Genomic DNA, 22397 nt, shown 5'->3' with positions numbered 1-22397 from the left:
AGGCGCTTCGATGGCCCGTCAAGCGGCGCTGATCGAGCGCATCGCCGAGCTGGAGCGACTCAAATCCGCCGCAGCGGCGGCCAGGCTCGAGCGGCGGCCGCCCTGGACGCGGCACGCCGAGCCGCCGAGGCGGCTGCCGGGATGCCCGCGGCACAGCGCGGGCGCGGGGTGGCCGGCGAGATCGCACAGGCCCGACGGGACTCGCCCGCCCGGGGCGCGCGACATCTTGGCGTCGCCAAAGCCCTGGTGCACGAGATGCCTCATACCCTGGCGGCACTCGAATCCGGCGCACTGTCGGAATGGCGGGCCACGCTGATCGTGCGCGAGAGCGCGTGCCTGGACGTCGAAGACCGTCGCACATTGGATGCCGAGCTGTGCGCCGATCCGGTCGGCCTGACCGGAATGGGTGATGCGCGAGTGGCCGCCGCGGCCAAGGCGATCGCCTACCGGCTGGACCCACATGCCGTCGTCGAGCGCGCCGCCAGGGCCGAGAGCGAACCTACCGTCACCATCCGGCCGGCACCCGACACCATGACCTATCTGACCGCGTTATTACCGGTAGCCCAGGGAGTTTCGGTATACGCGCGGCGCTGCGCCGCGAAGCCGACATGCGCGGCGACGGACGCTCGCGTGGACAAATCATGGCGGATACCCTCGTCGAGAGGGTCACCGGGCGCGACACGGCCGTCCCCACGCCGATAGCGGTCAACCTCGTCCTTTCGGACGAAACACTGCTGGGCGGGGGCACCACGCCGGCGGATATCTGCGGCTACGGTCCCATTCCGGCAGCGGTGGCCCGCGCAATGGTCTCTAGTGCCGTCACCGACCCGACGTCCCGGGCAACGTTGCGCAGGCTCTATGCCCATCCCCGTTCCGGGGCGCTGGTGGCGATGGAGTCACGGGCGCGGCTCTTCCCGCGCGGTCTGGCCAGCTTTGCCGAGCTGCGGGACCAACGTTGTCGCACACCCTATTGCGATGCGCCGATCCGACATCGCGATCATGCGCAGCCATGGGCCGAAGGCGGACCTACCACCGCGGCCAACGGCCTCGGCTCGTGCGAGCGGTGCAACTACACCAAGGAGGCCGACGACTGGCGGGTAACCACCGGTATCGACGAAACCCGCTCCCACACAGCAGAATTCACCACACCCACGGGCCAGACCTACCGGTCAACGGCCCCGCCGCGGGCACCCACGATCACGTTCAGTGCCATCGAAGTGCGAGTCGGCATCGCACTGGCCAAGCATGCCGCCTAGGTTTCCAGGCCGTTCAGCCGAAGCACCTGATGATCGCCGTGGCGATCTCGTCGGGCGCATCCTCCTGGATGAAGTGCTTGGCCGCGGGCAGCTCGACCAGGACGTGATCGGAAAAAGTCGCCCGCATCCGCGGGATGCTCGGACCGGGCCGAAACGCGAAGTCTTTCATGCCCCACACCAGCAGCGTCGGCTTAGCGCCGAGCTTGGCCGGGACTTCGCGGCTCAGCCGTTCCAGCAGCGGACGAGCCGCCAAGAGCTGCTTGGGCATCTCGGCCACCCCGAGGCGGGCGGCCGGGCTGGGCTGAACGCCCCGGTAGTGGTCCATCACCGCGGTCCCGGGCCGTCGCGCCGTGCCCGCGGGGATCAGTCGCTCCACGAAGAAGTTGCGCTGCAGTATCGCCTTTTGCATTGGGGGACTGGACATCACGCGCGAGAAGATCTTGGTCGTCAGCACGTCGACCGGCCAGAACCAGGTGTTGCCCAACACGATGCCGCGGACCCGCTCGGCGCGTTCGACCGCGACCGCCATGCTGATCGGTCCGCCCCAGTCCTGGCCCATCGTCAGGTAGCCGTCCAACCCCAAATGATCCACGAACTCGCCGATCACCTGGGCATGCTCGTCGATCTTGTACCCGAATCCGGCCGGGCGATCCGACAGCCCGAAACCCAGATAATCCGGTGCAATGCAACGGAATTGACCGCGTAGGGCGGTGATGACGTCGCGATAAAGGAAGCTCCATGTCGGGTTGCCGTGGCACAGTAGCAGCGGCGGGCCGGTTCCTTCGTCGACGTAGTGGACGCGTCCCCGCGAGCTGTCGAACCAGCGCGATCCGAACGGATACAACCGTGGATCCGGGGTGAAATCCGGTTTGAACTCCTGACCCATAACCGACCCTCCTGCGCCAATGCTCATGATGGTATGCCCGCGGTGGGTCGGTCGCGATAGGCAATGGGAGGGAGCTGGTTCACCTGCTGCCGGTGAATAGGGTGGCACGGTGGCAATCGATGCGGGGCCTGGTGTGATAGTCCGACAGCCGCACTCGATATGCCATGCGCCAGAACGTAATTGCCGAAGAAGGCCAAAGTGCGGTGTTTTTGCCGGTGGCAGGATGCTGGTACCAGCTGCGACATCCTCCCCCCTGCCAGACCGAATGGGCGAGGCGTCCCTGCAGCCAGTCGTTGAACGTCTGCTCGACCGTCGGCCGAACGGTTAGGACGCCAAGTTTCCGGCGCCGGGCCGTCTTGAGGCAGCTCAGGACGTATCGCGTCTGGGCTTCGATCATGAAGATCTGCGAGTTGTGTCCCAGCCCGGAATTGGGGCCGAGCATGACGAAATAGTTCGGAAACCCCGACACGGTGGTGCCCAGGTAGGCCGAGGACCCCTGCTGCCAGCGATCGGACAGTCGTTCGCCATCGCGCCCCACGATCTCGATGTCGGAGAATGCGAACTGGGTGTCGAACCCGGTCGCATAGATGACGACGTCGGCGCCGCTCGACTGCCCGTCCGCGGTCTTCACCTGGTCGCTGGTGATCTCCGCGATCGGCGAGCTCACCACGGTGACATTGTCGCGGCTCAGCGCCGGATAGTAATCGTTCGATATCAGCAGGCGTTTGCAGCCGATCGCGTAATCCGGCGTGAGCGCGGCCCGTAACTGTGGATCAGTGATCGTACGCTGCAACATCGTTCGCGCCAGACGCTCGGCGACGGCCATCCCGGCGGACGCGTCGAGGAAGCCGTCGACCCTTCGCTCGTGGCTCCAGAACAGCCGCGCCCTGGTGTACCACCGGTACGGTGCGAACTTGCGCAACTGCTGTTGGCGACACGAGAACGTCCGATCCGCTTTCGGCACGATCCAGCCCGGGGTGCGCTGAAAAAGGGTGAGCTGCTTGACATCCGGTGCGATGCGAGGCACGAATTGGATGGCGCTGGCACCACTGCCGATCACCGCGACGCGCTTGCCCCGCAACGGGACCGAATCGTCCCATCTTGCGGAGTGAAACGCGTTGCCGGCGAATGTCGTTCGCCCGGCGATGTCGGGATAGCGGGGGCGGTGAAGCAACCCTGTCGCCGAAACCAGATAACGGCATTCCAGCACGGTTCCCGACGAGGTCTCGACCGTCCAGGACTGCCGGGATTCTCCCCAGCGCGCCGAGACCACCCTGGTGTCGAAATCGATGTGCTGTGTCACGCCGCGCTGCCCGGCGACCTCGTGCAGGTACTCCAGGATTTCGGGCTGAGATGCGAACAGCCGCGACCAATTGGCGCGTTGGGCAAACGAAAACGAGTACAGCGGCGCGGGGATGTCGCATCCACATCCGGGATAGGTGTTGTCGCGCCAGGTTCCGCCGATGTCGTGCGCCTGCTCGAGGACTCGGTAGGAAAAGCCGGCCCGCTGCAACCGATGGGCGACGCAGAGCCCACTGATACCGGCACCGATGATCACCACGTCGAGCGGCGCAACACGCGCGTCAACCATCGGCGCGTGCGGACCGGGTGGGACCGACAAAGAGCGAGTGCAGCTGCAGCCCGCCGTCAATGCCGATCTCCTGGGCGGTGATGTAACCGGAGGCATCGCGCGCGAGGAAGGCGACCAGATCGGCGACCTCGTCCGGGCGGCCGAATCGTCCACTGAGCAACGCGGCCCGGATGCGCTCCTGGTCGGCCTCGGGCAATGCCAGCACCTTCGGAGTGGCGATCATGCCGGGCAGCACGCAATTGGCGGTGATGCCCAGTGAGCAGTTCTCGATCGCGATTGTTCGGATCATCCCGTACAGGCCGGCTTTGGACGCCGCGTAGGCAACCTTGCCCGGCGACCCTAGTTGAGCCGCCATGCTCGAGATCGCGATGATGCGCCCAAAACGCCGTTCCCGCATCCCCGGCAGGCAGGCCTGGATGACGCGAAACGATCCGGTGAGATTCACATCGATATCGCGTGACCACTTCTTCGCCGACATCGAATGCGCCGGGGCGAACGTGTCGACGAGGCCGGCGACGGACACGCAGATGTCGACGTCCTGGGTCGCCTCGTCCGGAATCGGATCGGCGGACAAGTCCACGATGACGTCGGCGGAGCCCTCGACGTCCATCGTGCGCACCGTCACGCCGGCGGCACGCAACTGATCGCAGACCGCCGCTCCGATACCGCCGGTGGCGCCGGTCACCAGCGCCGTCCGTTTCGTCACATCGCCTCCTCAGCCAATATGCGTGTGCCCTCCGGTTATTTGACCGCGAATCCCGCGTCGACCGGAAGAGCGACGCCGGTGATGAAGGCGACCTTGCCGTCGAGCATGCCCATGGTTTTCCCTTATCGGTGGTTATTCGGTGATCGAGGTCATGCGGACACTGCGGGCTGCGAACGAAGGAAATCGAGGGTCAATTCGGTGAACCTGTCGGCGGCTTCCACATGCGGCGCGTGGCCGACCGCCCGGAAGAGATGCACCCGGGCGTGTGGAAGCAACCGCCGCGTCGCGTCCATCTGCCGCCCGGGCAAGATGCGATCGCGATCGCCCCAGACGGCCAGAGTCGGACGAGGATGTTCGGACACCTTGGCCAGCAACCCATCTCGCCATTGCACTCGGACGCCCCGGATGGTGGCTAGCGCGCGAGCCGTCTCGTGCACGACCTCGCCGTTGTCGGGCTGCCGTGCGAACCCCAACGCGCGATCGATGCGCTCGGCGGTCGCCAACGATCGGTCGGCGTAGATTTGTCGCTCAAGCATCCGAACGGTGGCCCGGTTGGTGTGCCGGGCCGCTGCGGGGCCGATGACCGGCACGGACATCAACCGCAGCATGGGATGCAATGGGGCACCGAATCCTGCGCTGCTGACCAGATTCAGCGTGGCTACCCGGTCGGGATCGGAGGCCAACAACTGCAGTGCGACCGCACCGCCCAGCGAATGGCCCATTACGTGCAGAGGCCTGGTCTCGCCAATCGCATCGACCGTTTCGATGACGCCCTGCGCGAGTCCGGGCAGCGTGGTCCAGGCGGGAAGGCGGTCGGAAAAACCGGAACCCGGTAAGTCAAGAGCAATGACCCGATAGCCGGCCTGCCGCAGCGGCAAGAACTGCGTCTCCCAATCCTCCAAGCTGCGACTGACGCCGTGCAGCAACAGGATTGGAAGCCGGTCTGCGTCGCCCTCGATCCGGACGCGAGTACGGCGGCCGTTGACATTGATCGACTTGATTGATTGCATGCGAGTACTCCTCGAAACTAGTGCTTTGCGTGGGGCTCGGCGCCGAGAACCAGTCTGTCTTGCAACGGGATTCGAACGCGCCTGTTAACGCGCACTAGTCGTATTTCCCGTCGTAATCGACGGATTCTTCCCCCATAGGCCCGACGATACGTGCCGAAGAGACCACCTATGGAGCCTCCGGCAAACGGATCGAGGATGACGTTCGGCGTTGTCACCATGTCCTCGATTCCGTTGGCGCAACGCCGTTTTGCCCTGCGCTTGTTTGTATCCTCTTTGCCAATCGTCGGCCGGTTGCATGTATCTGCACAGGCCGAAATGTTCGTGGGTACGCGACACCCCCCAGGCAACTCGCGCTTACGCCCCGGCGAGCTGCCGCAACGCGCGATCGGAAGACGATCCCGGTTGCGCCCAGAAGGGAACGAGTACATGCCCGCTCGGCTCGAGTGTCATATGTTGGAAGTGCAGCGTTAATGGCCCGACCTGAGGATGCATCAGTTTCTTTTTCCCGCTGTTGTCGTGCGTGACATCGGGGCGCGACCACAGCATCCGAAATCGTGCGACTCGTCTGAGGAGTTCCTCGATCACCACGGTCAAACCCGGGTCCGGATTGCGCACCACGTAAACGCGAAGCCAGGACACCGCCCGGGTCGTCAATTTATCCCAGTTCCGATAGAACTTCGGCATCACGGGGTCCAGAAAAAGCGATAGCAGCGGATTGTCCCCAAGCTCCATATACGGAAAAACAGCGCGCGCAATGGGATTGGCCGCCACCAAATTCAGTGAGCAATCGTGAATGTGCACCGGTGTAAGCGGCCAACTGTTGATCAGCGAATGAATCTCCGGCTCAAGATCTTTCAGGCAGCTTTTTCCGGACCGCGGCTGCCGCACCAGGTCCCGCAGGTAGGCGGCGTCGCCGTCGTCGAGCTTCAATGCCCGCGCGATACCGTCCAAGACCTGATCCGAGGGACTCTTCTCGCGGCCCTGCTCGATGCGCAGGTAGTAGTCGACGCTGACGCCGGCCAGTGCCGCAACTTCCTCGCGGCGCAGTCCGACGACGCGACGGCGTCCTCCGCTGGGCAGTCCCACGTCGATCGGTTGCAGTTGTTCACGACGGTTACGCAGAAATTGGGCCAGCGCCGGGGCCTTGGGCACCCGCCCGCCACCGGACCCGACAGTGGCTGGGCCGGAAGGTGACCCGCCGCCGTCGACCAGCTCGGATCGGCGTTCGATCGCCGCGGATTCGTTCATTGGACCGCTACCCGCTTGTGATGCGAAAAAGTGCCGCATCCGTCCACCGCGACTGCCGGGTGAAAGCCGTTGTCCCGCATGCTTATTGCGGGCAGCGATGCGCATACCTCGAATGACAGGCCTGCGATGATCGGGTGGTCGCGCCCGGTGAACAGCCCCACCTGATGATCGGTCAGCAGCACGGCCGTGTTGTCGCGAGTAAATCTCGTCCCAAGCATGTTGCTCCCTTGCGTTCCGATGCCCCACACCCGAGCATCTTGATTGGTTGAACGCCGGGGCTATTAGTTACTATTCCTGACTATATTTGTGAATTACTATCTGTCCAGCAAATCGCGGTCGGGCACCGAATGATTGCGCGGATCTGGGCTAGCTCTGCGGCTTTTGGGACTCGTCGTCCGTCACCGCCGCGCGCTGATGATCGATGACCGCCCGAAAATCGGCCAGGAACCGATGGAAGTTGGCGGCGCCGAGATTGCGTGAATGGCGTTTCATGATGTCGGCCATGATCGCGTCGGCGGCATCCATCTGCCGGCGGCCACGAGCGGTGGGGACCACGAGCTTGGCTCGGCGGTCGAGCGGATCCGGCGTGCGTACGACATAGCCCAGGGTTTCGAGGTCGTCGATCATCGCGCCGATCACTTGTTTGACGTGGCCGGAGAGTCGTGCCAGGTCAGTCGCCCGAACACCCTCGGGACTCAGATACGCCAGCACCGCCTCGACCACCCTCGCCGTTCATTACCGCCCTCCTCCGTCAGACCGTCGGGCCCGCGAGCCGCGCCGTATCAGTTAGCTTGATGCATGGGCGGTGCAGTGGCTCGCAGACTCGCTGCTTCAGCTCAAAAATGTGCTGATCGCCGTGGCCAGGTCGGGCGACGCCGATGTCGCCAGGTTCTGGTAGCTGCCGCCGCTGAGCTGGGCGACGGCTTCCCACGTGGCCCGGTCCGGGTCGGCGCCGAAGTCGATGACGTTGACGGCGATCGGTTTGGCCGCATCAGCGCTAGTGCGAATGAAATTCTGCAGGCCCGGCCCGTCCAGGGATTGGTCCGTGTGCGGCCCTGCCGTGACCAGTAGAATCGAATTCGATTGTCCGGCACGGTAATTCGTCTGCATGTCCTGGTAGATCATGCGCAGCGTGGTGAACGACACCGCGCCGCCGGGCGACGAATATTGCTTGTCCAGCGCGGCAGCCAGGGCCGCCGGGCGGGGCTGGCCGTTGACCGGGTCGGCCAGGGGGCCCGTTGCGACCTCAGAGCGGCCCTCGTGGCCGTCGAACGTCCACAGTCCCAGAATCGCGGTCGGCGGCAGTGCCTTGATCCGGTCTTGCAGCGCCGCGATCACGTTGGCCAGCCGGGTCTTTCCGCCTTCATCGCCGGGCATCGACTGGTCCAGCATGATCGTCGCCGCCAGTCCACTCGACGGCGCGGACATGGCATCGGCCAGGGTGGCGCGCATGGCATCGTCGCCCACCGAAAGCGTGGACGACAGGGCCGCGAAACTCGTCACCGGGCTGCTCGGCGGTTTGACACCGTTCACCCGGAAGCCGGCTTTGGCCAGCTTCGCGAGTTGTTCGGGCTTGCGCATGAAATGCGCGAACTCGCTTGCCGCCGATGCTTGTTCCTTCGACAGCCACGAGCCACTGAGCAGCACCGTGGGGTAGTCGGCGACCGGTGTCGGCCCCTGCGGGAGCCAGGTAGCCAACGTGCTCTTGGCGTCCGGCACCGACTGGCCGCGCTCGAACACCTGTTGCTCGGTGGTGATCACCGCATGCACCGGGGCGGTTGCCGCGTCACCGGGTTTGAGCAGCGCGTTCATCGCCTCTGTCAGCGAGTTATCGGCCAGTTTGGGTTGGGCGCTCGTCAATGACCGCAGCGCGGCGACGCCCTGCGTGGCCGGCGCGCCGGGAGGAGCCGACGCGGCCGCCACCGCTTCGCCCGCCAGATAGGACGCGTCGCTGTTCCCACTCATCGGCAAGGCCAGTCGTAGCGATCCCCAGGTCGGTAACTTCAATCCCGCCAAGGAGTTTGGATTGGTTTGCAGGCCGGGCAGTGCACCCCAGTTTTGGTTGGACAGGGCCTGCTGCAGTTCGGGCCGAACGGCGAGCAGCACCGGCGACGTCACCAGTGAGCGGCTGTCGCTGATCGTCTTCTGGCCGGCGGCCGCCGACAGTCGCGCGGCAGACACCGAGCTGCCCGGAATCCACAGCGCCGGCTGGGAACCCAATTCCGCCGGCCACTTGCCGATGAAACCGGCGATGACGGCGTCGGAGCCGGCGGGTTTGATGTCCACCACCATGCAGTGGTCACCGACCGGGCCGGCCGAGGAGTTATAGCTTTCCGCGAACGGCCGCACCTGGTCGACGATTGACGGGTCGACAACGACGGCGACGGTTTCCTTGCCGCCGACGCAGCGCGCCGCGGCCGTGTGCGAGCGATGCGACAACGCGTCGCCGAAGAAACTCCACAGGATGACGGTGCCGACCACCACGATGACCGCGACCAGGGCCACGATCACCCCGATGCTGACTCCCCGTCGCCCGCCGGTGCTGCGGTGCCCGCCCCGCCAATCGCCCAGGACGCGGTGGCCGGACTCGAAGAGTCCGGGCTTGGGCTCCGCCGGCCCGGAACTGTCCGGCCGGGCCGGAAAGTCGGGGTATTCGTCGTCTTCCGCGAAACGGGTGTCGGCGGCGTAGTCGTCCTCGGCGGCGGGGAAGGCCTCGTCGGCGTACTCGTCGTCGGCGTACTCGTCGTCGTCCGCGAGCTGCGGCTCACCACCGCCGGTGTCGTCACCGGAGTCCGAGTAGTCGCCGTAGTCGTCGTCCTCGTCGATGTCGCGCGGATCCGGCTTATCCCGCTCCTCCTGGTAGCGGGAAACGAGGTCGCGGGCGGTGAACTTGGGCGTCGCGGACCCGTCGGAAGGCTCGTCGGCCGACTTCCCGGGCATGCTGTGCCTACCCATACCGGCGCCCGCTGCCTTTCCGTCGATCCGTCATCGTGGTGGAATCGGCGCCGAGTCTAGTCATCAGAAGCATTGCCGCGGGTTGAGCCCGAATCAGGCACTGGCGCGGGCTTTGAGCTCACGCCGTCGTCGATGCAGGATCGGCTCGGTGTAGCCGCTGGGCTGTTGCGCACCGGACAGGATCAGCTCCTGGGCGGCCAGGAACGCGATGCTGTCGTCGAAGTTGGGCGCCATCGGGCGATATTTCGCGTCGCCGGCATTCTGCTGATCGACCAGCGGGGCCATCCGCTCCAGGCTGGCGCGGACATCCTCGCTGGTGATGATGCCGTGGCGCAGCCAGTTCGCCAGCAACTGGCTGGAGATCCGTAGCGTGGCACGGTCCTCCATCAGGGCCACGTTGTGGATGTCGGGCACCTTCGAGCAGCCCACACCCTCGTCGATCCAGCGCACCACGTAGCCCAGGATGGACTGGCAGTTGTTGTCGACCTCCTCGCGGATCTCCTCGGGAGCCCAAGCCAGCTCCTTGGCCAGCGGGACGGTCAACAGCTCGTCGATCGTGGTGCGCTTCTTGCCCTCGAGCTCCTTCTGCACGGCGAACACATCCACCTGGTGGTAGTGCATCGCGTGCAGGGTGGCCGCCGTCGGGGAGGGCACCCATGCCGTGGTGGCGCCGGCCTTCGGCTGGCCGATCTTCTGCTCGACCATGTCGGCCATCAGCTCGGTCATCGCCCACATGCCCTTGCCGATCTGGGCCTTGCCGGAGAAACCGGCGGCAAGCCCGATGTCGACGTTGGCGTCCTCGTAGGCCTTGATCCAGGTGGTGTTCTTCATCGCACCCTTGCGGATCATCGGACCGGCCTCCATCGAGGTGTGAATCTCGTCGCCGGTGCGGTCCAGGAAGCCGGTGTTAATGAACACCACCCGGTCGGCGGCCGCCTTGATACACGCCTTGAGGTTCAGCGTGGTGCGCCGCTCCTCGTCCATGATGCCGACCTTCATCGTGCCCTGCGGCAGCCCCAGCACGTCCTCGACGCGGCTGAACAACTCGCAGGTGAACGCCACCTCGGCGGGGCCGTGCATCTTCGGCTTGACGATGTAGATCGAACCGGTGCGGCTGTTGGTCAGCGGCCCAGTGGCGCCGCCGGACCGCAGCCCGTGAATCGCGGTCAGACCGGTGAACAGCGCATCCATGATGCCCTCGAACACCTCGTTGCCCTCCGCGTCGACGATCGCGTCGTTGGTCATCAGGTGCCCGACATTGCGGACGAAGAGTAGGCTGCGCCCGGGCAGGGTCAGCTCGCCGCCATCCGGGGTGGCGTAGGTGCGGTCCTGGTTGAGTACCCGGGTGACGCTCTTGCCGTCCTTGCTGACCTCTTCGGCCAGGTCGCCCTTGTTCAGGCCCAGCCAGTTGCGGTAGCCCAGCACCTTGTCGTCGGCGTCGACGGCCGCGACCGAGTCCTCGAAGTCCATGATCGTGGTGATCGCGGATTCCAGGACCACGTCCTTGATGCCGGCCGCGTCGGTCTTGCCGACCGGCGACTCCGGGTCGATCAGGATCTCGATGTGCAGCCCGTGGTTGACCAGCAGCACCGACCAGTTGGGGGAGCCGAGCTCGCCGCTGTAGCCGACGAATTTCTCCGGGCTGGCCAGCTCGGTGGACTCCGCCCCGAGGGCGATCCGCAGCTGGCCGTCTTCGATGCTCAAGCCCGTCACGTCCACCCACGAGCCCGACGCCAGCGGCGCCGCCTGGTCGAGGAAGCTGCGGGCGTAGGCGATCACCTTGTCGCCGCGAATCCTGTTGTAGCTGTTGCCTTTTTCGGCGCCGTCGTCTTCGGGGATGACGTCGGTACCGTATAGGGCGTCGTACAGCGAACCCCACCGGGCATTGGCCGCATTCAGCGCGAAACGCGCGTTGAGCACCGGGACCACCAGCTGGGGGCCGGCGGTGGTGGTGATTTCGTCGTCCACCCCGGACGTGGTGATGGTGAAGTCGTCGGGTTCGGGAAGTAAATACCCGATGTCGGTGAGGAACTGGCGGTAGGCCTCGGGGTCGAGCGGCTCGATGACCCGCTGCCGGTGCCACTTGTCGATCTGGGCCTGCAGCTCATCGCGGGTCTTCAGCAAACTCTGGTTCTGCGGGGTGAGATCGGTGACCACCTTGTCGACACCGGCCCAGAAGCTGTCGGGGTCGATATCCGTGCCGGGCAGCGCCTCGTTGTTCACGAAGTCGTAGAGCACTCGGGCAACACGCAAATTCCCCGCCGACACGCGGTCAGTCATCTTTCTCCTCCATAGTTGCCTCATTGGTCCCACTCGCTCCCGACTGGCCCCAACTAGCTACGCCGTCAGCCTACCGGCCGACGGCCCGAACGATCGCATGCGTCCAAGCCGCAACAGCAGGTCACGGTGCGGTTGACGGTCCTTGCCGTGGGCTTCCCGACGGGCCCTGGGGAGCGCCTTCTGGCAACGCGTGCTCCGCCGCCGCACCCTGCCCCTTCGCCCCATCCCGGACTGGCGCCGTTCAATCATACGGGCTGGACCAGGCCCTCTTGGGTGGGCGGCCCGGCGGACGGTCTCACTGCGCGTCGCGCATGCTGCCGACCAGGTCCTCCATCAGGTCCTCCATCGCCACCATCGCCACGACGCCGCGCCCGTCGGTGACCAGGGCCAGATGGCTGTTGGTGCGACGCATCCGCGACAGGGCGTCGGCCAGCGGCAAGGTGATGCTCACCCGCGGCAGCGGGCGCACCAACGCGAGGTCGATGACGGTCTGCGGGTCGTCGCCGAGCGTCAACATGTCCTTGATGTGCAGGTATCCGATGAACCTGCCGTCGGCGGCCGCGACGGGGAAGCGTGAGTACCCGGTCTGCGCCAGGGCGCTCTCGACGTCGCCGATCGTCGGCCCGGATCCCGGCGCCGCCACCGGCACCGCCCGCACGTCGGACAGCGATACGGCCACATCGCCGACGACGCGGCTGCCGATCTGCAACGCCCGGGTCAGCCGGGTGTGTTCCTCGGGGTCCAGCAGGCCCTCGGACACCGATTCGGCGATCATCGCGCTCAGCTCGTCCGGCGACACCGTGATGTCGAGCTCGTCCTTGGGTTCCACCCGCAGCAGATGCAGGACCGCATTGGCACATTTGTTGTAGAAGACGATGAACGGCCGGGCCACCCGCACGTACGCCAGGTAGGGGGGCACCAGCAGCATCGCGGTGCGCTCCGGGCCGGCCAGCGCGATGTTCTTCGGCACCATCTCGCCCAGCAGCACGTGCAGCGTCACCACCAACGCGAGTGCGATCACGAACGACAACGTGTGCCGCAATGCCAGGGGTATCCCGGTCAGCCCGAACGCCGAATGCAGCAGGTTGGCGACCGCCGACTCACCGATGCGCCCGAGCAGCAGCGAGGCCACCGTGACGCCGAGCTGCGAGCCGGCCAGCATCGAGGCGAGCTGCTCGCCGGCACGGATCACGGTGACCGCTCGCTTCTTGCCCTGTTCGGCCAATGCTTCCAGGCGATCGCGCCGGGCCGAGATCAGCGAGAACTCCGCGCCGACGAAGAAGGCGTTCGTCGCGATCAGCAGGAGCGCCAGCAGCACTCCGAGTGTGTCGTTCATCGTTGGCCGTGCTCCGCGTGGGTCTCGCTGCGCGTGCTCAGTTCGGTCAGCTCGAGCAGATCGATCCGGCGGCCGTCCATCCGAACAACCGTCGCCTGCCAGCGAATTGCGCTGTCCAGCAAGCCATCTCCGTCGAGTGCGGTCAGCTCGACGGTTTCGCCGACCACCGGGATGTGGCCGAGTTCGCGCAGCACCAAGCCACCGATGGTCTCGTACGGTCCTTCCGGGGCCCGGTAGCCGATGGCCGCGGCCACCTCATCGGTACGCAGCAACCCCGATACCTGCCAGCCGTTGCCGGCCGCCACCACGTCCGGTGTGGCGTCGTCGTGTTCATCGCGGACGTCGCCGACGATCTCTTCGATCAAGTCCTCGACCGTCACGATCCCCGCGGTGCCGCCGTATTCGTCGACCACCATCGCGGTCTGCAGCGGGTTGGCGCGGATCTCTGCCATCACGGCGTCGCCGTCCAGGGTCGACGGCACCACCGGCACCGACTGCACGAGCGTGGTCAGCAGCGTCCCCGCGCGCTCCGCTCGTGGGACGTTGAACACCTGCTTGACGTGCACGATGCCGACGGTTTCGTCGAGATCGCCGTCGACGATGGGGAAGCGGGAGAACCCGGATTCAGCGGCGGCGGCGACCAGGTCCGCAACGGTGTCGTCGGTTTGCAGCGCCACGATTTTCGATCTCGGCGTCATCAGTTCCTCGGCCGTGCGGGAGCCGAACTGCAGCGATCGCCGCACCAGCGCGGCGGTGGCGGGATCCAGGGCGCCGGCGCGGGCCGAGCTGCGCACCAGCGAGAGCAGCTCCTGCGGTGAGCGCGCCGACCGCAGCTCCTCGGCCGGCTCGATGCCCATCTTGCGCACGATCCAGTTCGCCGCGCCGTTGGTGAGCCGGATCACCGGGGTGAACACCAGCGAGAACATCAGCTGAAAACCGGCGACGGCGCGCCCGGTCGACAGCGGCCGCGCCACGGCCAGATACTTCGGGACCAGCTCGCCGAAGACCATCGACACCGAGGTGACGATCACCATCACCATGAACGCGGTGATCCCGTCGCCCAACGAATCCGAGATACCCAGGGCGTCCAGCCACGGGTGCGGCAGGTCGGCGACCATCGGCTCGGTCAGATAACCGGTCACCAGTGTGGTGATCGAGATGCCCAGCTGCGCGCCCGACAGCTGGAACGACAGCCGGTCCTGGGCGCGCTGGATGTAGCGGTCGCGCCGACCTCCCTTGCGGGCGTTGGCCTCGACGGTGCTGCGGTCCAGCGCGGTGAGCGAGAACTCGGCCGCCACGAATACCGCGTTGCCGAAGATGAGTAACGCGATGGCGAGGACGCTGACGAGGGCGACGGTGAGGTTCATGGCGGGCGCGGTTATCGCGATCGCTCGGGAGAAGACGGCCGAGCGGGTATCCGCTTCGCCCGGAAGCCGACGGGCTCGACGGGTGCCTGAGGCACGTCATCCCTTTCGCTTGTTGGCGCGCAGCGCGTTGCTGCGGGCCAGAAGATCTAGAAATTCATATGGTAGCGAAGACATCTGGCCCGCTCCGGTACAACGTGCCTTCCCGCGCTAACGGTGTTACCAGCCCAGCGGAAGCGGGTGGCCTTCGGCGAAGCCCGCGGCCGACTGCACACCGACGACGGCTTGCTCGTGCAATTCCGCCAGGGTCGAGGCACCGACGTAGGTGCAGGTGCTGCGCAGGCCCGAGGTGATGTGATCGATCAGGTCCTCGACGCCGCCACGGTCGGGGTCCAGCCCCATCCTCGACTTCGAAATGCCCTCCTCGAACAACGCCTTGCGGGCGCGGTCGAACGCGCTGTCCGCGGCGGTGCGGGCCACCACGGCCCGCTTGGACGCCATGCCGTAGCTCTCCTTGTACGGACGGTCGTCGCGGTCGCGCATCAGGTCGCCGGGCGATTCGTAGGTGCCGGCGAACCACGACCCGATCATGACGTTCGACGCCCCGGCCACCAAGGCCAGCGCGACGTCGCGCGGATGGCGGATCCCGCCGTCGGCCCACACGTGGCCGCCGAGTTCCTTTGCCGCAGAGGAGCATTCGAGCACGGCAGAGAATTGTGGGCGCCCGACGCCGGTCATCATCCGGGTGGTGCACATCGCGCCGGGCCCGACGCCGACCTTGACGATGTTGGCCCCGGCGCCCAGCAGGTCCCGGGTGCCCTCGGCCGACACGACGTTGCCCGCCGCCAGGGGCAGACCCAACTCGAGCTCCGCCACGCATCTGATCGCGTCCAGCATCCGTTGCTGATGGCCGTGCGCGGTGTCGATGACGAGCATGTCGACACCGGCCTCGGCCAGCGAACGGGCCTTGGCGCCCGCATCGCCGCTGATGCCGACGGCCGCGCCGACGCGCAGCCGGCCCGCGGCGTCGGTGGCCGGGGTGTAGAGCCCGGCGCGCACCGCGCCCGTCCGGGTCAGGACGCCGGCCAGCTTGCCGTCGGCGGCGGTGATGACGGCGACCTCGACCGGCGCGTGATCGAGCAGGTCGAAGATCTTGCGCGGCTCGGTGCCCAGTGGGGCGCTGACGAAGTCGGATACGGCCACATCGCGAACCCGGGTGAAACGGTCCACGCCGTCGCAGGCCGCTTCGGTGACCAGGCCGATGGGGCGGCCCTCGAACACCACCACCGCGGCGCCGTGCGCCCTCTTGTGGATCAGCGCGATCGCGTCGGACACCGAATCGTCGGGGGACAACGTGACCGGGGTGTCGAGCGCCAAGTCTCGGCTTTTGACGAACTCCACGGTCTGCTGGACCGCGGTGATCGGGAGATCCTGCGGCAGGATCACGATCCCCCCGCGCCGCGCGACCGTCTCGGCCATCCGCCGCCCGGCCACCGCCGTCATGTTGGCGACGACCACCGGAATCGTCGTGCCCGAGCCGTCGCGGGTGGACAGGTCGACGTCGAACCGTGACGTGATATCGGACCGGTTCGGCACGATGAACACGTCGTTGTAGGTCAGGTCGTAGCCGGGCCGGTCGCCGTTCAGGAACTTCATCGCACTCGCCCACCCTTTGGTACCCGTCGACCGAAACCTTAGTTGGTCCGCTAGGCCGGCACTTCGCTGCGGTCTGCGCTCCACAGCGTGTGGAAGCGCTTGTCCGGGTCGTCGTCGATGCGCCCGTAGGTGTGGGCGCCGAAGAAGTCGCGCAGGCCCTGGGTCAGCGCCGCGGGGAGCCGCTCGGTGCGCAGCGCGTCGTAGTAGGACAGCGCCGAGGCGAAGCCGGGGACCGGAATGCCCAGCTGCGTGGCGGTCACCACCACCCGGCGCCAGCTGTCGATCGAGGCCTCGATGGCCTCCCGGAAGTACGGCGCGACGATCAGCGACGGCAGGTCGGCGTTCTCGTCGAAGGCCTCTTTGATGCGGTTGAGGAATTTGGCCCGGATGATGCAGCCGCCGCGCCAGATGGTGGCCATATCGCCGGGGGTGATGTTCCAGTCGTACTCGATGCTGCCGGCCTGAATCTGGTTGAACCCTTGCGCGTAGGCGATGATCTTCGATGCGTACAGGGCGCGCCGCACATCCTCGGTGAACTGTGTGGCATCGGTCGGCTTGGCGCCCAGCTCGCCGGAGGCCAGCCCGGTGGTGGCCTTGCGCTGGGCCACCGAACCCGACAGCGCCCGGGCGAACACCGCCTCGGCGATACCGGTCACCGGCACGCCGAGGTCGAGGGCGGATTTCACCGTCCAGCGGCCGGTGCCCTTCTGCTCGGCCTCGTCCAGGATGAGATCCACCAGCGGCTTGCCGGTCTTGGCGTCGATCTGCTTGAGCACCTCGGCGGTGATCTCGATCAGGTAGCTGTCCAGGTCGCCCTTGTTCCACTCGGCGAAGACGTCGGCGATCTCGGGGGCGGTCTTGCCCAGGCCGTCGCGCAGCAGCTGGTAGGCCTCGCCGATCAGCTGCATGTCCGAGTACTCGATGCCGTTGTGCACCATTTTGACGAAGTGACCGGCGCCGTCGGGGCCGATGTGGGTGCAGCACGGCACGCCGTCGACGTGGGCGGAGATCTCCTCGAGCAGCGGGCCCAGCGACGTGTAGGACTCGGCCGGACCGCCGGGCATGATCGACGGGCCCTTCAGCGCGCCTTCCTCGCCACCGGAGATGCCGGCGCCGACGAAGTGCAGCCCGCGCTCACGGATCGCCTTTTCGCGGCGGATGGTGTCGGTGTAGAGGGCGTTGCCGCCGTCGATGATGATGTCGCCGGGTTCCATGGCGTCGGCGAGCTCGTTGATCACCGCGTCGGTGGGGTCACCGGCCTTGACCATGATGATCACCCGGCGGGGCTTCTCCAGCGCGTCCAGGAATTCCGCGATGGTCTCCGAGCGGACGAAGTTGCCCTCGTCGCCGTGTTCGGCGAGCAGCGCATCCGTCTTGGCGATCGACCGGTTGTGCAGCGCCACGGTGTAGCCGTGGTGGGCGAAGTTGCGGGCGAGATTCGAGCCCATGACTGCCAGCCCGGTGACGCCGATCTGCGCGATACCAGTCTTCGAATCCTTGGAATCCTGGGCACTCATGTGTCTTCGCCTCTCGAGTTGGAAAACTTTTGCTACGCGGTTTCCGTCACACTGTGGCACAGCGGAGTTCAGGTCCGCCAAAGGGATTCGCCGTCGGCCGGGCTAGAGGTTGAACAGTCGCTTGAGCTCGGTGAGCCAGGGCACCGCCAATGCGATGGTGGGCACCACCAGAACGGCGGCCGCGGCCAGGTAAGCGGCCGCGGAAAGCATCACACTGTTGCCCTGTCCGGATAGCCGGCGCACCCGCACCACGGTGCTGGGACCGCCCGCGGCCAGCGCACCGGACGGCGCCCGCCCGGCGGCGCAGGCCACCAGCGCGCGGGCCAGGGGAGTGCGCCCGGCGGCGCGCACCGCGGCGTCGTCGGCGAGCAGCTCGACCAGCAGCTGTACGGCGCCCAGCGCATTGGAACTGCGCACCAGCCGCGGGAAGGCGGCATGCACCGCGGTGAACGCCTCTAGAACCAGGTCGTGGCGGGCGCGTAGATGAGCCCGCTCGTGGGTCAGGATGGCCGAGACTTCGTCTTGGTTGAGTTTGGTCAGGGTTCCTTCGCTGACGACGACCCGGCTGCGGACCCCGGGCAAGCAGTAGGCCAGCGGTTCGGCGACCTCCAAAACACGCAGGTCGCGGCCGCCGGCACAGGGTTGAGCAAGGGCCGCGTCGTGCCCCACCCCGACCAGGTCGACCACCATTCGGTGGTGCGCCCGCCGGCGCCGGTTGGCGATCGCGACCCGCAGCACCGCGACCACCAAACGCACACCCACCAGCACCGTCAGCGCGAATGCGGCGATGTAGACCGTCCACAACGGCCAGCCGAGCCGTCCGGCCGCACCGACGATGCTGGCCGTGGGCCGGCCATCGGGACCAGGCATGAGAATCCGGGTGGCAATCGCGATACCGGCGCTGAACGCCGAGAGCACCGCGGCCACGGCGATGGCTTGCCACAGCACCATCGCCGCACGCGGTGCACGCAGTGGCCAGGACGCTCGCGCTAATAGGGCTGGCGTTGGACCGATCAGCAGCACCGCGAGGAAAGTAAAGGCCAACGCGGACACATCACTAGTGTCCCTCAGTGCGCCGGTCTAGCGCCAGCTCATGGCGTGTTGCGTTGATTTGCTTCCAGTTCGGCGAGCGCCCTGCGCAGTGCCTCGGCCTCGTCAGCGCCGACACGCTCGACAAAATGCACCAGCGCGGCCTGCCGGTCGCCGGAATCCTCGGCCTGGGCCAGCGCGTCCACCATCAGGCCGGCGACCAGCTCGTCGCGGCCGTGCACGGGCGCATACCGGTGCGCGCGGTCGTCGCGGATCTGGGATACGAGATTCTTCTTGGCCAGCCGCTGCAGCACGGTCATCACCGTGGTGTAGGCGAGGTCGCGGCGCGCGGACAAGGCCTCGTGCACCTGACGGACCGTCTGCGGTTCCGGTGTGGACCACAGGTGGTCCATCACTGCCCGTTCCAGATCCCCCAGCCGTGTCAGCTTGGCCATAGTTCGTTCATCTCCATCAGCGTTGAAACAAGCGTACTCCGGCTTACTACCGGCGGTCGTAACAACAGCCGGGCTAATTCGGTGTCCGACCATCGGCACGCATGCGCCCGGTCGGCGTGCCTACAGACTACCCCTTGCAAAGTTAGGGCAGCCTTGCCTATACTCAAGGAGGTCGAGCGCAACAGACCGCCGGAGTGTCCAGAGGGCTGCTGTGACCCCCGGTCGAACTCGATCGGCGAGCCCCGTGCCCTAGTTGCACGGGGCTCGCCTGTTCCTTATCGCCTGATGGTGTAGACAACAGAGCGTGTCAATGCCGCCAGACGCGATCCCAGCCGGTTTCACGGCACCCTTCGATGCCGAGCTGGGCCTGCGATTCACCGAGCTCAGCCCCGACGGCGCCCGTGCCCAGCTCGAGGTCACGCCCAAACTGCTGCAGCCGATGGGCCTGGTGCATGGCGGTGTTTACTGCTCGGTGGTGGAGAGCATGGCCAGCGTGTCCGCCTATACCTGGCTCGCCACTCAGGGCGGCGGTGAGGTCGTGGGTGTGAACAACAACACGGATTTCCTGCGTTCGATCCGCTCGGGAATCATCTACGGCGCCACCGAGCCCATTCATCGCGGCCGGCGCCAGCAGCTGTGGTTGGTCACCATCACCGACGACAACCAACGCGTCGTCGCGCGCGGGCAGGTGCGGCTGCAGAACCTCGAGCCCCGCGCGGACTGACACGCCGTCACAGGGAATTCCCAAGGATGGCGTGGCAGGATCGCAGAGCATGCGCCTGACGCCGCACGAGCAGGAGCTACTCCTGCTGTCCTACGCCGCCGAATTGGCTCGCCGCCGCCGTGCCCGCGGCCTACCGCTCAACCATCCCGAAGCCGTCGCGCTCATCACCGACCACATCCTCGAGGGCGCGCGCGACGGCCGCACCGTGAGCGAGCTGATGACCAGCGGCTGCGAGGTATTGAGTCGCGACGACGTGATGGAAGGAGTACCGGAGATGCTCGACCACGTGCAGGTGGAAGCGACGTTTCCGGACGGCACGAAGCTGGTCACCGTCCACCACCCGATCCTATGATTCCCGGCGAAATCCTCTATGGCAGCGGTGATATCGAGGTCAACGCGGGCGCGCCGCGGATAAACATGGAGATCGTGAACACCGGAGACCGCCCGGTCCAGGTCGGCAGCCATGTCCACCTGCCGCAAGCCAACTCGGCGCTGTCGTTCGATCGCGCGGCAGCCCGTGGTTACCGCCTCGATATACCGGCCGCCACTGCGATCCGCTTTGAACCCGGTGTGCCCCAACATGTTCAGCTGGTGCCGTTGCGCGGAAGCCGCGAGGTGTATGGCCTGAGCCTGGACCCTCCCGGACGACTGGATACCTGATGGCGCAACTGTCCCGGCTGCAATACGCCCAGCTGTACGGCCCGACTACCGGCGACCGAATCAGGCTGGCCGACACGGACTTATTGATCGAGATCACCGAAGACCGCAGCGGGGGACCGGGATCCGCCGGCGACGAGGCGGTGTTCGGCGGCGGCAAGGTACTGCGCGAATCAATGGGCCAGGGCCGCGCCACCCGAGCCGAAGGTGCGCCCGACACCGTGATCACCGGTTCCGTGATCATCGATCATTGGGGAATCATCAAGGCCGACATCGGCATTCGCGATGGCCGGATCGTCGCTCTGGGCAAGGCCGGCAACCCCGACACCATGGCGGGTGTGCATCCGGACCTGGTGGTCGGGCCCGGCACCGAAGTCATCGCGGGCAATGGCCGCATCGTCACGGCGGGCGCCGTCGACTGCCATGTGCATCTGATCTGCCCGCAGCTGATGTCCGAGGCGCTCGGCTCCGGGATCACGACGATCCTGGGCGGCGGCACCGGTCCCGCCGAGGGCAGCAAGGCCACCACCGTGACCCCGGGCTCCTGGCACTTGGCCCGCATGCTCGAGGCGCTCGACGGGTGGCCGGTGAACTTCGCGTTGCTGGGCAAGGGCAACACCGTCAATTCAGAGGCGCTCTGGGAGCAATTACGCGGCGGCGCATCGGGTTTCAAGCTGCATGAGGATTGGGGATCCACCCCCGCGGCCGTCGACGCCTGCCTCACCGTCGCCGCCGCCGCCGGGGTGCAGGTGGCGTTGCACACCGACACGCTCAACGAGATGGGCTTCGTCGAAGACACGCTGGCCGCGATCGCCGGCCGTTCGATCCACACGTATCACACCGAGGGCGCCGGCGGTGGCCACGCGCCCGACATCATCCGGGTTGCCGGCCAGCCGAATGTACTGCCCAGTTCCACCAACCCGACCCGGCCGCACTCGCTGAACACCCTCGATGAGCACCTCGACATGTTGATGGTCTGCCATCACCTCAACCCTCAGGTGCCCGAGGATCTGGCCTTCGCCGAGAGCAGGATTCGGCCGTCGACGATGGCGGCCGAAGACCTGCTGCACGACATCGGCGCGATCTCGATGATCGGAAGCGACTCGCAGGCGATGGGCCGCATCGGGGAAGTGGTGCTGCGCACCTGGCAGACCGCGCACGTGATGAAACGCCGGCGCGGAGCGCTGCCCGGCGACAACGCCGGGTCCGACAACCTGCGAGTGCGTCGCTACATCGCCAAATACACGATCTGCCCGGCCATTGCGCATGGACTCGACGGTGAGATCGGCTCGGTCGGAGTGGGTAAGCTGGCCGATCTCGTGCTGTGGGAACCGGCGTTCTTCGGGATCCGCCCGCACGCGGTGCTCAAGGGCGGCATGATCGCCTGGGCCGCAATGGGTGACGCCAACGCCTCGATCCCGACGCCCCAACCGGTGCTGCCACGTCCGATGTTCGGCGCCGCCCCGGCAGCGGCAGCCGCCACGTCGGTGCATTTCGTCGCGCCACAGGCCATCGAGGCGGGCCTGGCCGAAAAGCTCTCAGTCAACCGGCGATTGGTCCCGGTACGGAATACCGCGGGGCTCGGCAAGGCCTCGCTGCCGCTCAACGATGCGCTGCCCGACATCGAAGTGGATCCCGATACCTTCACCGTGCGCATCGACGGCGAGGTGTGGCAGGAGCAACCACCAGCCGAACTTCCGATGGCACAACGGTACTTCCTGTTCTGA

19 protein-coding genes and 1 pseudogene are annotated in these 22397 nt (G+C 66.6%); 5 read left to right on the top strand and 15 right to left on the bottom strand.

Annotated features, from left to right (window positions below; translation table 11 throughout):
- Positions 1–10 precede the first annotated feature (10 nt).
- Positions 11–1256: pseudogene (locus tag G6N55_RS03130) on the top strand (DUF222 domain-containing protein).
- Positions 1257–1269: 13 nt separating this feature from the next.
- Here the strand turns inward: G6N55_RS03130 and G6N55_RS03125 are convergent.
- The 15 genes from G6N55_RS03125 to G6N55_RS03055 all read right to left on the bottom strand — a co-directional run bounded on the left by G6N55_RS03125 (position 1270) and on the right by G6N55_RS03055 (position 19289).
- Positions 1270–2142: a haloalkane dehalogenase gene (locus G6N55_RS03125; RefSeq protein ID WP_085224285.1), complete on the bottom strand. Its 873-nt coding sequence runs from the start codon at positions 2140–2142 to the stop codon at positions 1270–1272.
- A 79-nt stretch (positions 2143–2221) separates the two neighbouring features.
- A complete protein-coding gene (locus G6N55_RS03120) occupies positions 2222–3733 on the bottom strand; it encodes a flavin-containing monooxygenase (RefSeq protein ID WP_085224287.1) in 1512 nt (503 codons plus the stop codon).
- Positions 3726–4439: an SDR family oxidoreductase gene (locus G6N55_RS03115; RefSeq protein WP_085224288.1), complete on the bottom strand. Its 714-nt coding sequence runs from the start codon at positions 4437–4439 to the stop codon at positions 3726–3728. The genes G6N55_RS03120 and G6N55_RS03115 overlap by 8 nt, the downstream gene beginning before the upstream one ends.
- Positions 4440–4588: 149 nt before the next feature.
- On the bottom strand, positions 4589–5449 hold the full coding sequence (locus G6N55_RS03110) for an alpha/beta fold hydrolase (RefSeq protein WP_085224290.1): 861 nt from the start codon (positions 5447–5449) through the stop codon (positions 4589–4591).
- Between the two features lie 354 nt (positions 5450–5803).
- Positions 5804–6697, bottom strand: a complete 894-nt coding sequence (locus G6N55_RS03105) for a helix-turn-helix transcriptional regulator (protein ID WP_085224292.1) — start codon at positions 6695–6697, stop codon at positions 5804–5806.
- Positions 6694–6915 carry a cysteine hydrolase family protein gene (locus G6N55_RS03100; RefSeq protein WP_085224294.1) on the bottom strand — a complete coding sequence of 74 codons (222 nt, stop codon included), beginning with the start codon at positions 6913–6915 and terminating at the stop codon, positions 6694–6696. Before G6N55_RS03100 ends, G6N55_RS03105 begins: the two co-directional genes overlap by 4 nt.
- 148 nt (positions 6916–7063) lie before the next feature.
- Positions 7064–7420: a MarR family winged helix-turn-helix transcriptional regulator gene (locus G6N55_RS03095; RefSeq protein ID WP_085224296.1), complete on the bottom strand. Its 357-nt coding sequence runs from the start codon at positions 7418–7420 to the stop codon at positions 7064–7066.
- Between the two features lie 108 nt (positions 7421–7528).
- Positions 7529–9652, bottom strand: coding sequence for a substrate-binding domain-containing protein (locus tag G6N55_RS03090; protein WP_085224298.1), 2124 nt, complete (start codon positions 9650–9652; stop codon positions 7529–7531).
- A 93-nt stretch (positions 9653–9745) separates the two neighbouring features.
- Positions 9746–11932, bottom strand: coding sequence for a malate synthase G (locus G6N55_RS03085; protein WP_085224300.1), 2187 nt, complete (start codon positions 11930–11932; stop codon positions 9746–9748).
- Positions 11933–12227: 295 nt separating this feature from the next.
- Positions 12228–13268 (bottom strand): hemolysin family protein, encoded by a 1041-nt coding sequence (locus G6N55_RS03080; protein WP_085224302.1) that lies wholly within the window; start codon positions 13266–13268, stop codon positions 12228–12230.
- Complete coding sequence (locus tag G6N55_RS03075; protein WP_085224304.1) at positions 13265–14635, bottom strand: hemolysin family protein; 1371 nt, start codon at positions 14633–14635, stop codon at positions 13265–13267. The genes G6N55_RS03080 and G6N55_RS03075 overlap by 4 nt, the downstream gene beginning before the upstream one ends.
- A 216-nt stretch (positions 14636–14851) precedes the next feature.
- Positions 14852–16288 carry a GuaB1 family IMP dehydrogenase-related protein gene (locus tag G6N55_RS03070; RefSeq protein ID WP_085224306.1) on the bottom strand — a complete coding sequence of 479 codons (1437 nt, stop codon included), beginning with the start codon at positions 16286–16288 and terminating at the stop codon, positions 14852–14854.
- Positions 16289–16338: 50 nt separating this feature from the next.
- The gene (gene gndA, locus G6N55_RS03065; protein ID WP_085224308.1) at positions 16339–17805 is read right to left on the bottom strand and encodes an NADP-dependent phosphogluconate dehydrogenase; all 1467 of its coding nucleotides are present in this window, start codon (positions 17803–17805) and stop codon (positions 16339–16341) included.
- Between the two features lie 102 nt (positions 17806–17907).
- A complete protein-coding gene (locus tag G6N55_RS03060) occupies positions 17908–18858 on the bottom strand; it encodes a M56 family metallopeptidase (RefSeq protein ID WP_085224310.1) in 951 nt (316 codons plus the stop codon).
- Positions 18859–18896: 38 nt separating this feature from the next.
- Positions 18897–19289 carry a BlaI/MecI/CopY family transcriptional regulator gene (locus G6N55_RS03055; protein WP_085224312.1) on the bottom strand — a complete coding sequence of 131 codons (393 nt, stop codon included), beginning with the start codon at positions 19287–19289 and terminating at the stop codon, positions 18897–18899.
- 304 nt (positions 19290–19593) lie between these two features.
- Between G6N55_RS03055 and G6N55_RS03050 the strand changes: the two genes are divergently transcribed.
- Genes G6N55_RS03050 through G6N55_RS03035 form a run of 4 tightly spaced genes read left to right on the top strand, consistent with a single transcriptional unit; the run spans position 19594 to position 22397 of the window.
- Positions 19594–20013 carry a PaaI family thioesterase gene (locus G6N55_RS03050; protein ID WP_179968114.1) on the top strand — a complete coding sequence of 140 codons (420 nt, stop codon included), beginning with the start codon at positions 19594–19596 and terminating at the stop codon, positions 20011–20013.
- Positions 20014–20062: 49 nt separating this feature from the next.
- Positions 20063–20365: an urease subunit gamma gene (locus G6N55_RS03045; protein WP_085224316.1), complete on the top strand. Its 303-nt coding sequence runs from the start codon at positions 20063–20065 to the stop codon at positions 20363–20365.
- A complete protein-coding gene (locus G6N55_RS03040; RefSeq protein ID WP_085224318.1) occupies positions 20362–20673 on the top strand; it encodes an urease subunit beta in 312 nt (103 codons plus the stop codon). The genes G6N55_RS03045 and G6N55_RS03040 overlap by 4 nt, the downstream gene beginning before the upstream one ends.
- Positions 20673–22397, top strand: a complete 1725-nt coding sequence (locus G6N55_RS03035; protein WP_085224319.1) for an urease subunit alpha — start codon at positions 20673–20675, stop codon at positions 22395–22397. Before G6N55_RS03040 ends, G6N55_RS03035 begins: the two co-directional genes overlap by 1 nt.

The sequence above is a fragment of the Mycobacterium florentinum genome (genome assembly GCF_010730355.1).
In the GTDB taxonomy this organism is placed as follows: Bacteria; Actinomycetota; Actinomycetes; order Mycobacteriales; family Mycobacteriaceae; genus Mycobacterium; species Mycobacterium florentinum.
The sequence above is the reverse complement of the archived record's forward strand: the minus strand, read 5'-3'. Positions and strand labels throughout refer to the sequence as shown.

Bases quoted from the DNA above. Each gene is read 5' to 3' on its own strand.
- G6N55_RS03125 (WP_085224285.1), bottom strand. From the start codon at position 2,142: ATGGGTCAGGAGTTCAAACCGGATTTCACCCCGGATCCACGGTTGTAT.
- G6N55_RS03120 (WP_085224287.1), bottom strand. From the start codon at position 3,733: ATGGTTGACGCGCGTGTTGCGCCGCTCGACGTGGTGATCATCGGTGCC.
- G6N55_RS03110 (WP_085224290.1), bottom strand. From the start codon at position 5,449: ATGCAATCAATCAAGTCGATCAATGTCAACGGCCGCCGTACTCGCGTC.
- G6N55_RS03105 (WP_085224292.1), bottom strand. From the start codon at position 6,697: ATGAACGAATCCGCGGCGATCGAACGCCGATCCGAGCTGGTCGACGGC.
- G6N55_RS03100 (WP_085224294.1), bottom strand. From the start codon at position 6,915: ATGCTTGGGACGAGATTTACTCGCGACAACACGGCCGTGCTGCTGACC.
- G6N55_RS03090 (WP_085224298.1), bottom strand. From the start codon at position 9,652: ATGGGTAGGCACAGCATGCCCGGGAAGTCGGCCGACGAGCCTTCCGAC.
- G6N55_RS03085 (WP_085224300.1), bottom strand. From the start codon at position 11,932: ATGACTGACCGCGTGTCGGCGGGGAATTTGCGTGTTGCCCGAGTGCTC.
- G6N55_RS03080 (WP_085224302.1), bottom strand. From the start codon at position 13,268: ATGAACGACACACTCGGAGTGCTGCTGGCGCTCCTGCTGATCGCGACG.
- G6N55_RS03075 (WP_085224304.1), bottom strand. From the start codon at position 14,635: ATGAACCTCACCGTCGCCCTCGTCAGCGTCCTCGCCATCGCGTTACTC.
- G6N55_RS03070 (WP_085224306.1), bottom strand. From the start codon at position 16,288: ATGAAGTTCCTGAACGGCGACCGGCCCGGCTACGACCTGACCTACAAC.
- gndA (WP_085224308.1), bottom strand. From the start codon at position 17,805: ATGAGTGCCCAGGATTCCAAGGATTCGAAGACTGGTATCGCGCAGATC.
- G6N55_RS03055 (WP_085224312.1), bottom strand. From the start codon at position 19,289: ATGGCCAAGCTGACACGGCTGGGGGATCTGGAACGGGCAGTGATGGAC.
- G6N55_RS03045 (WP_085224316.1), top strand. From the start codon at position 20,063: ATGCGCCTGACGCCGCACGAGCAGGAGCTACTCCTGCTGTCCTACGCC.
- G6N55_RS03040 (WP_085224318.1), top strand. From the start codon at position 20,362: ATGATTCCCGGCGAAATCCTCTATGGCAGCGGTGATATCGAGGTCAAC.
- G6N55_RS03035 (WP_085224319.1), top strand. From the start codon at position 20,673: ATGGCGCAACTGTCCCGGCTGCAATACGCCCAGCTGTACGGCCCGACT.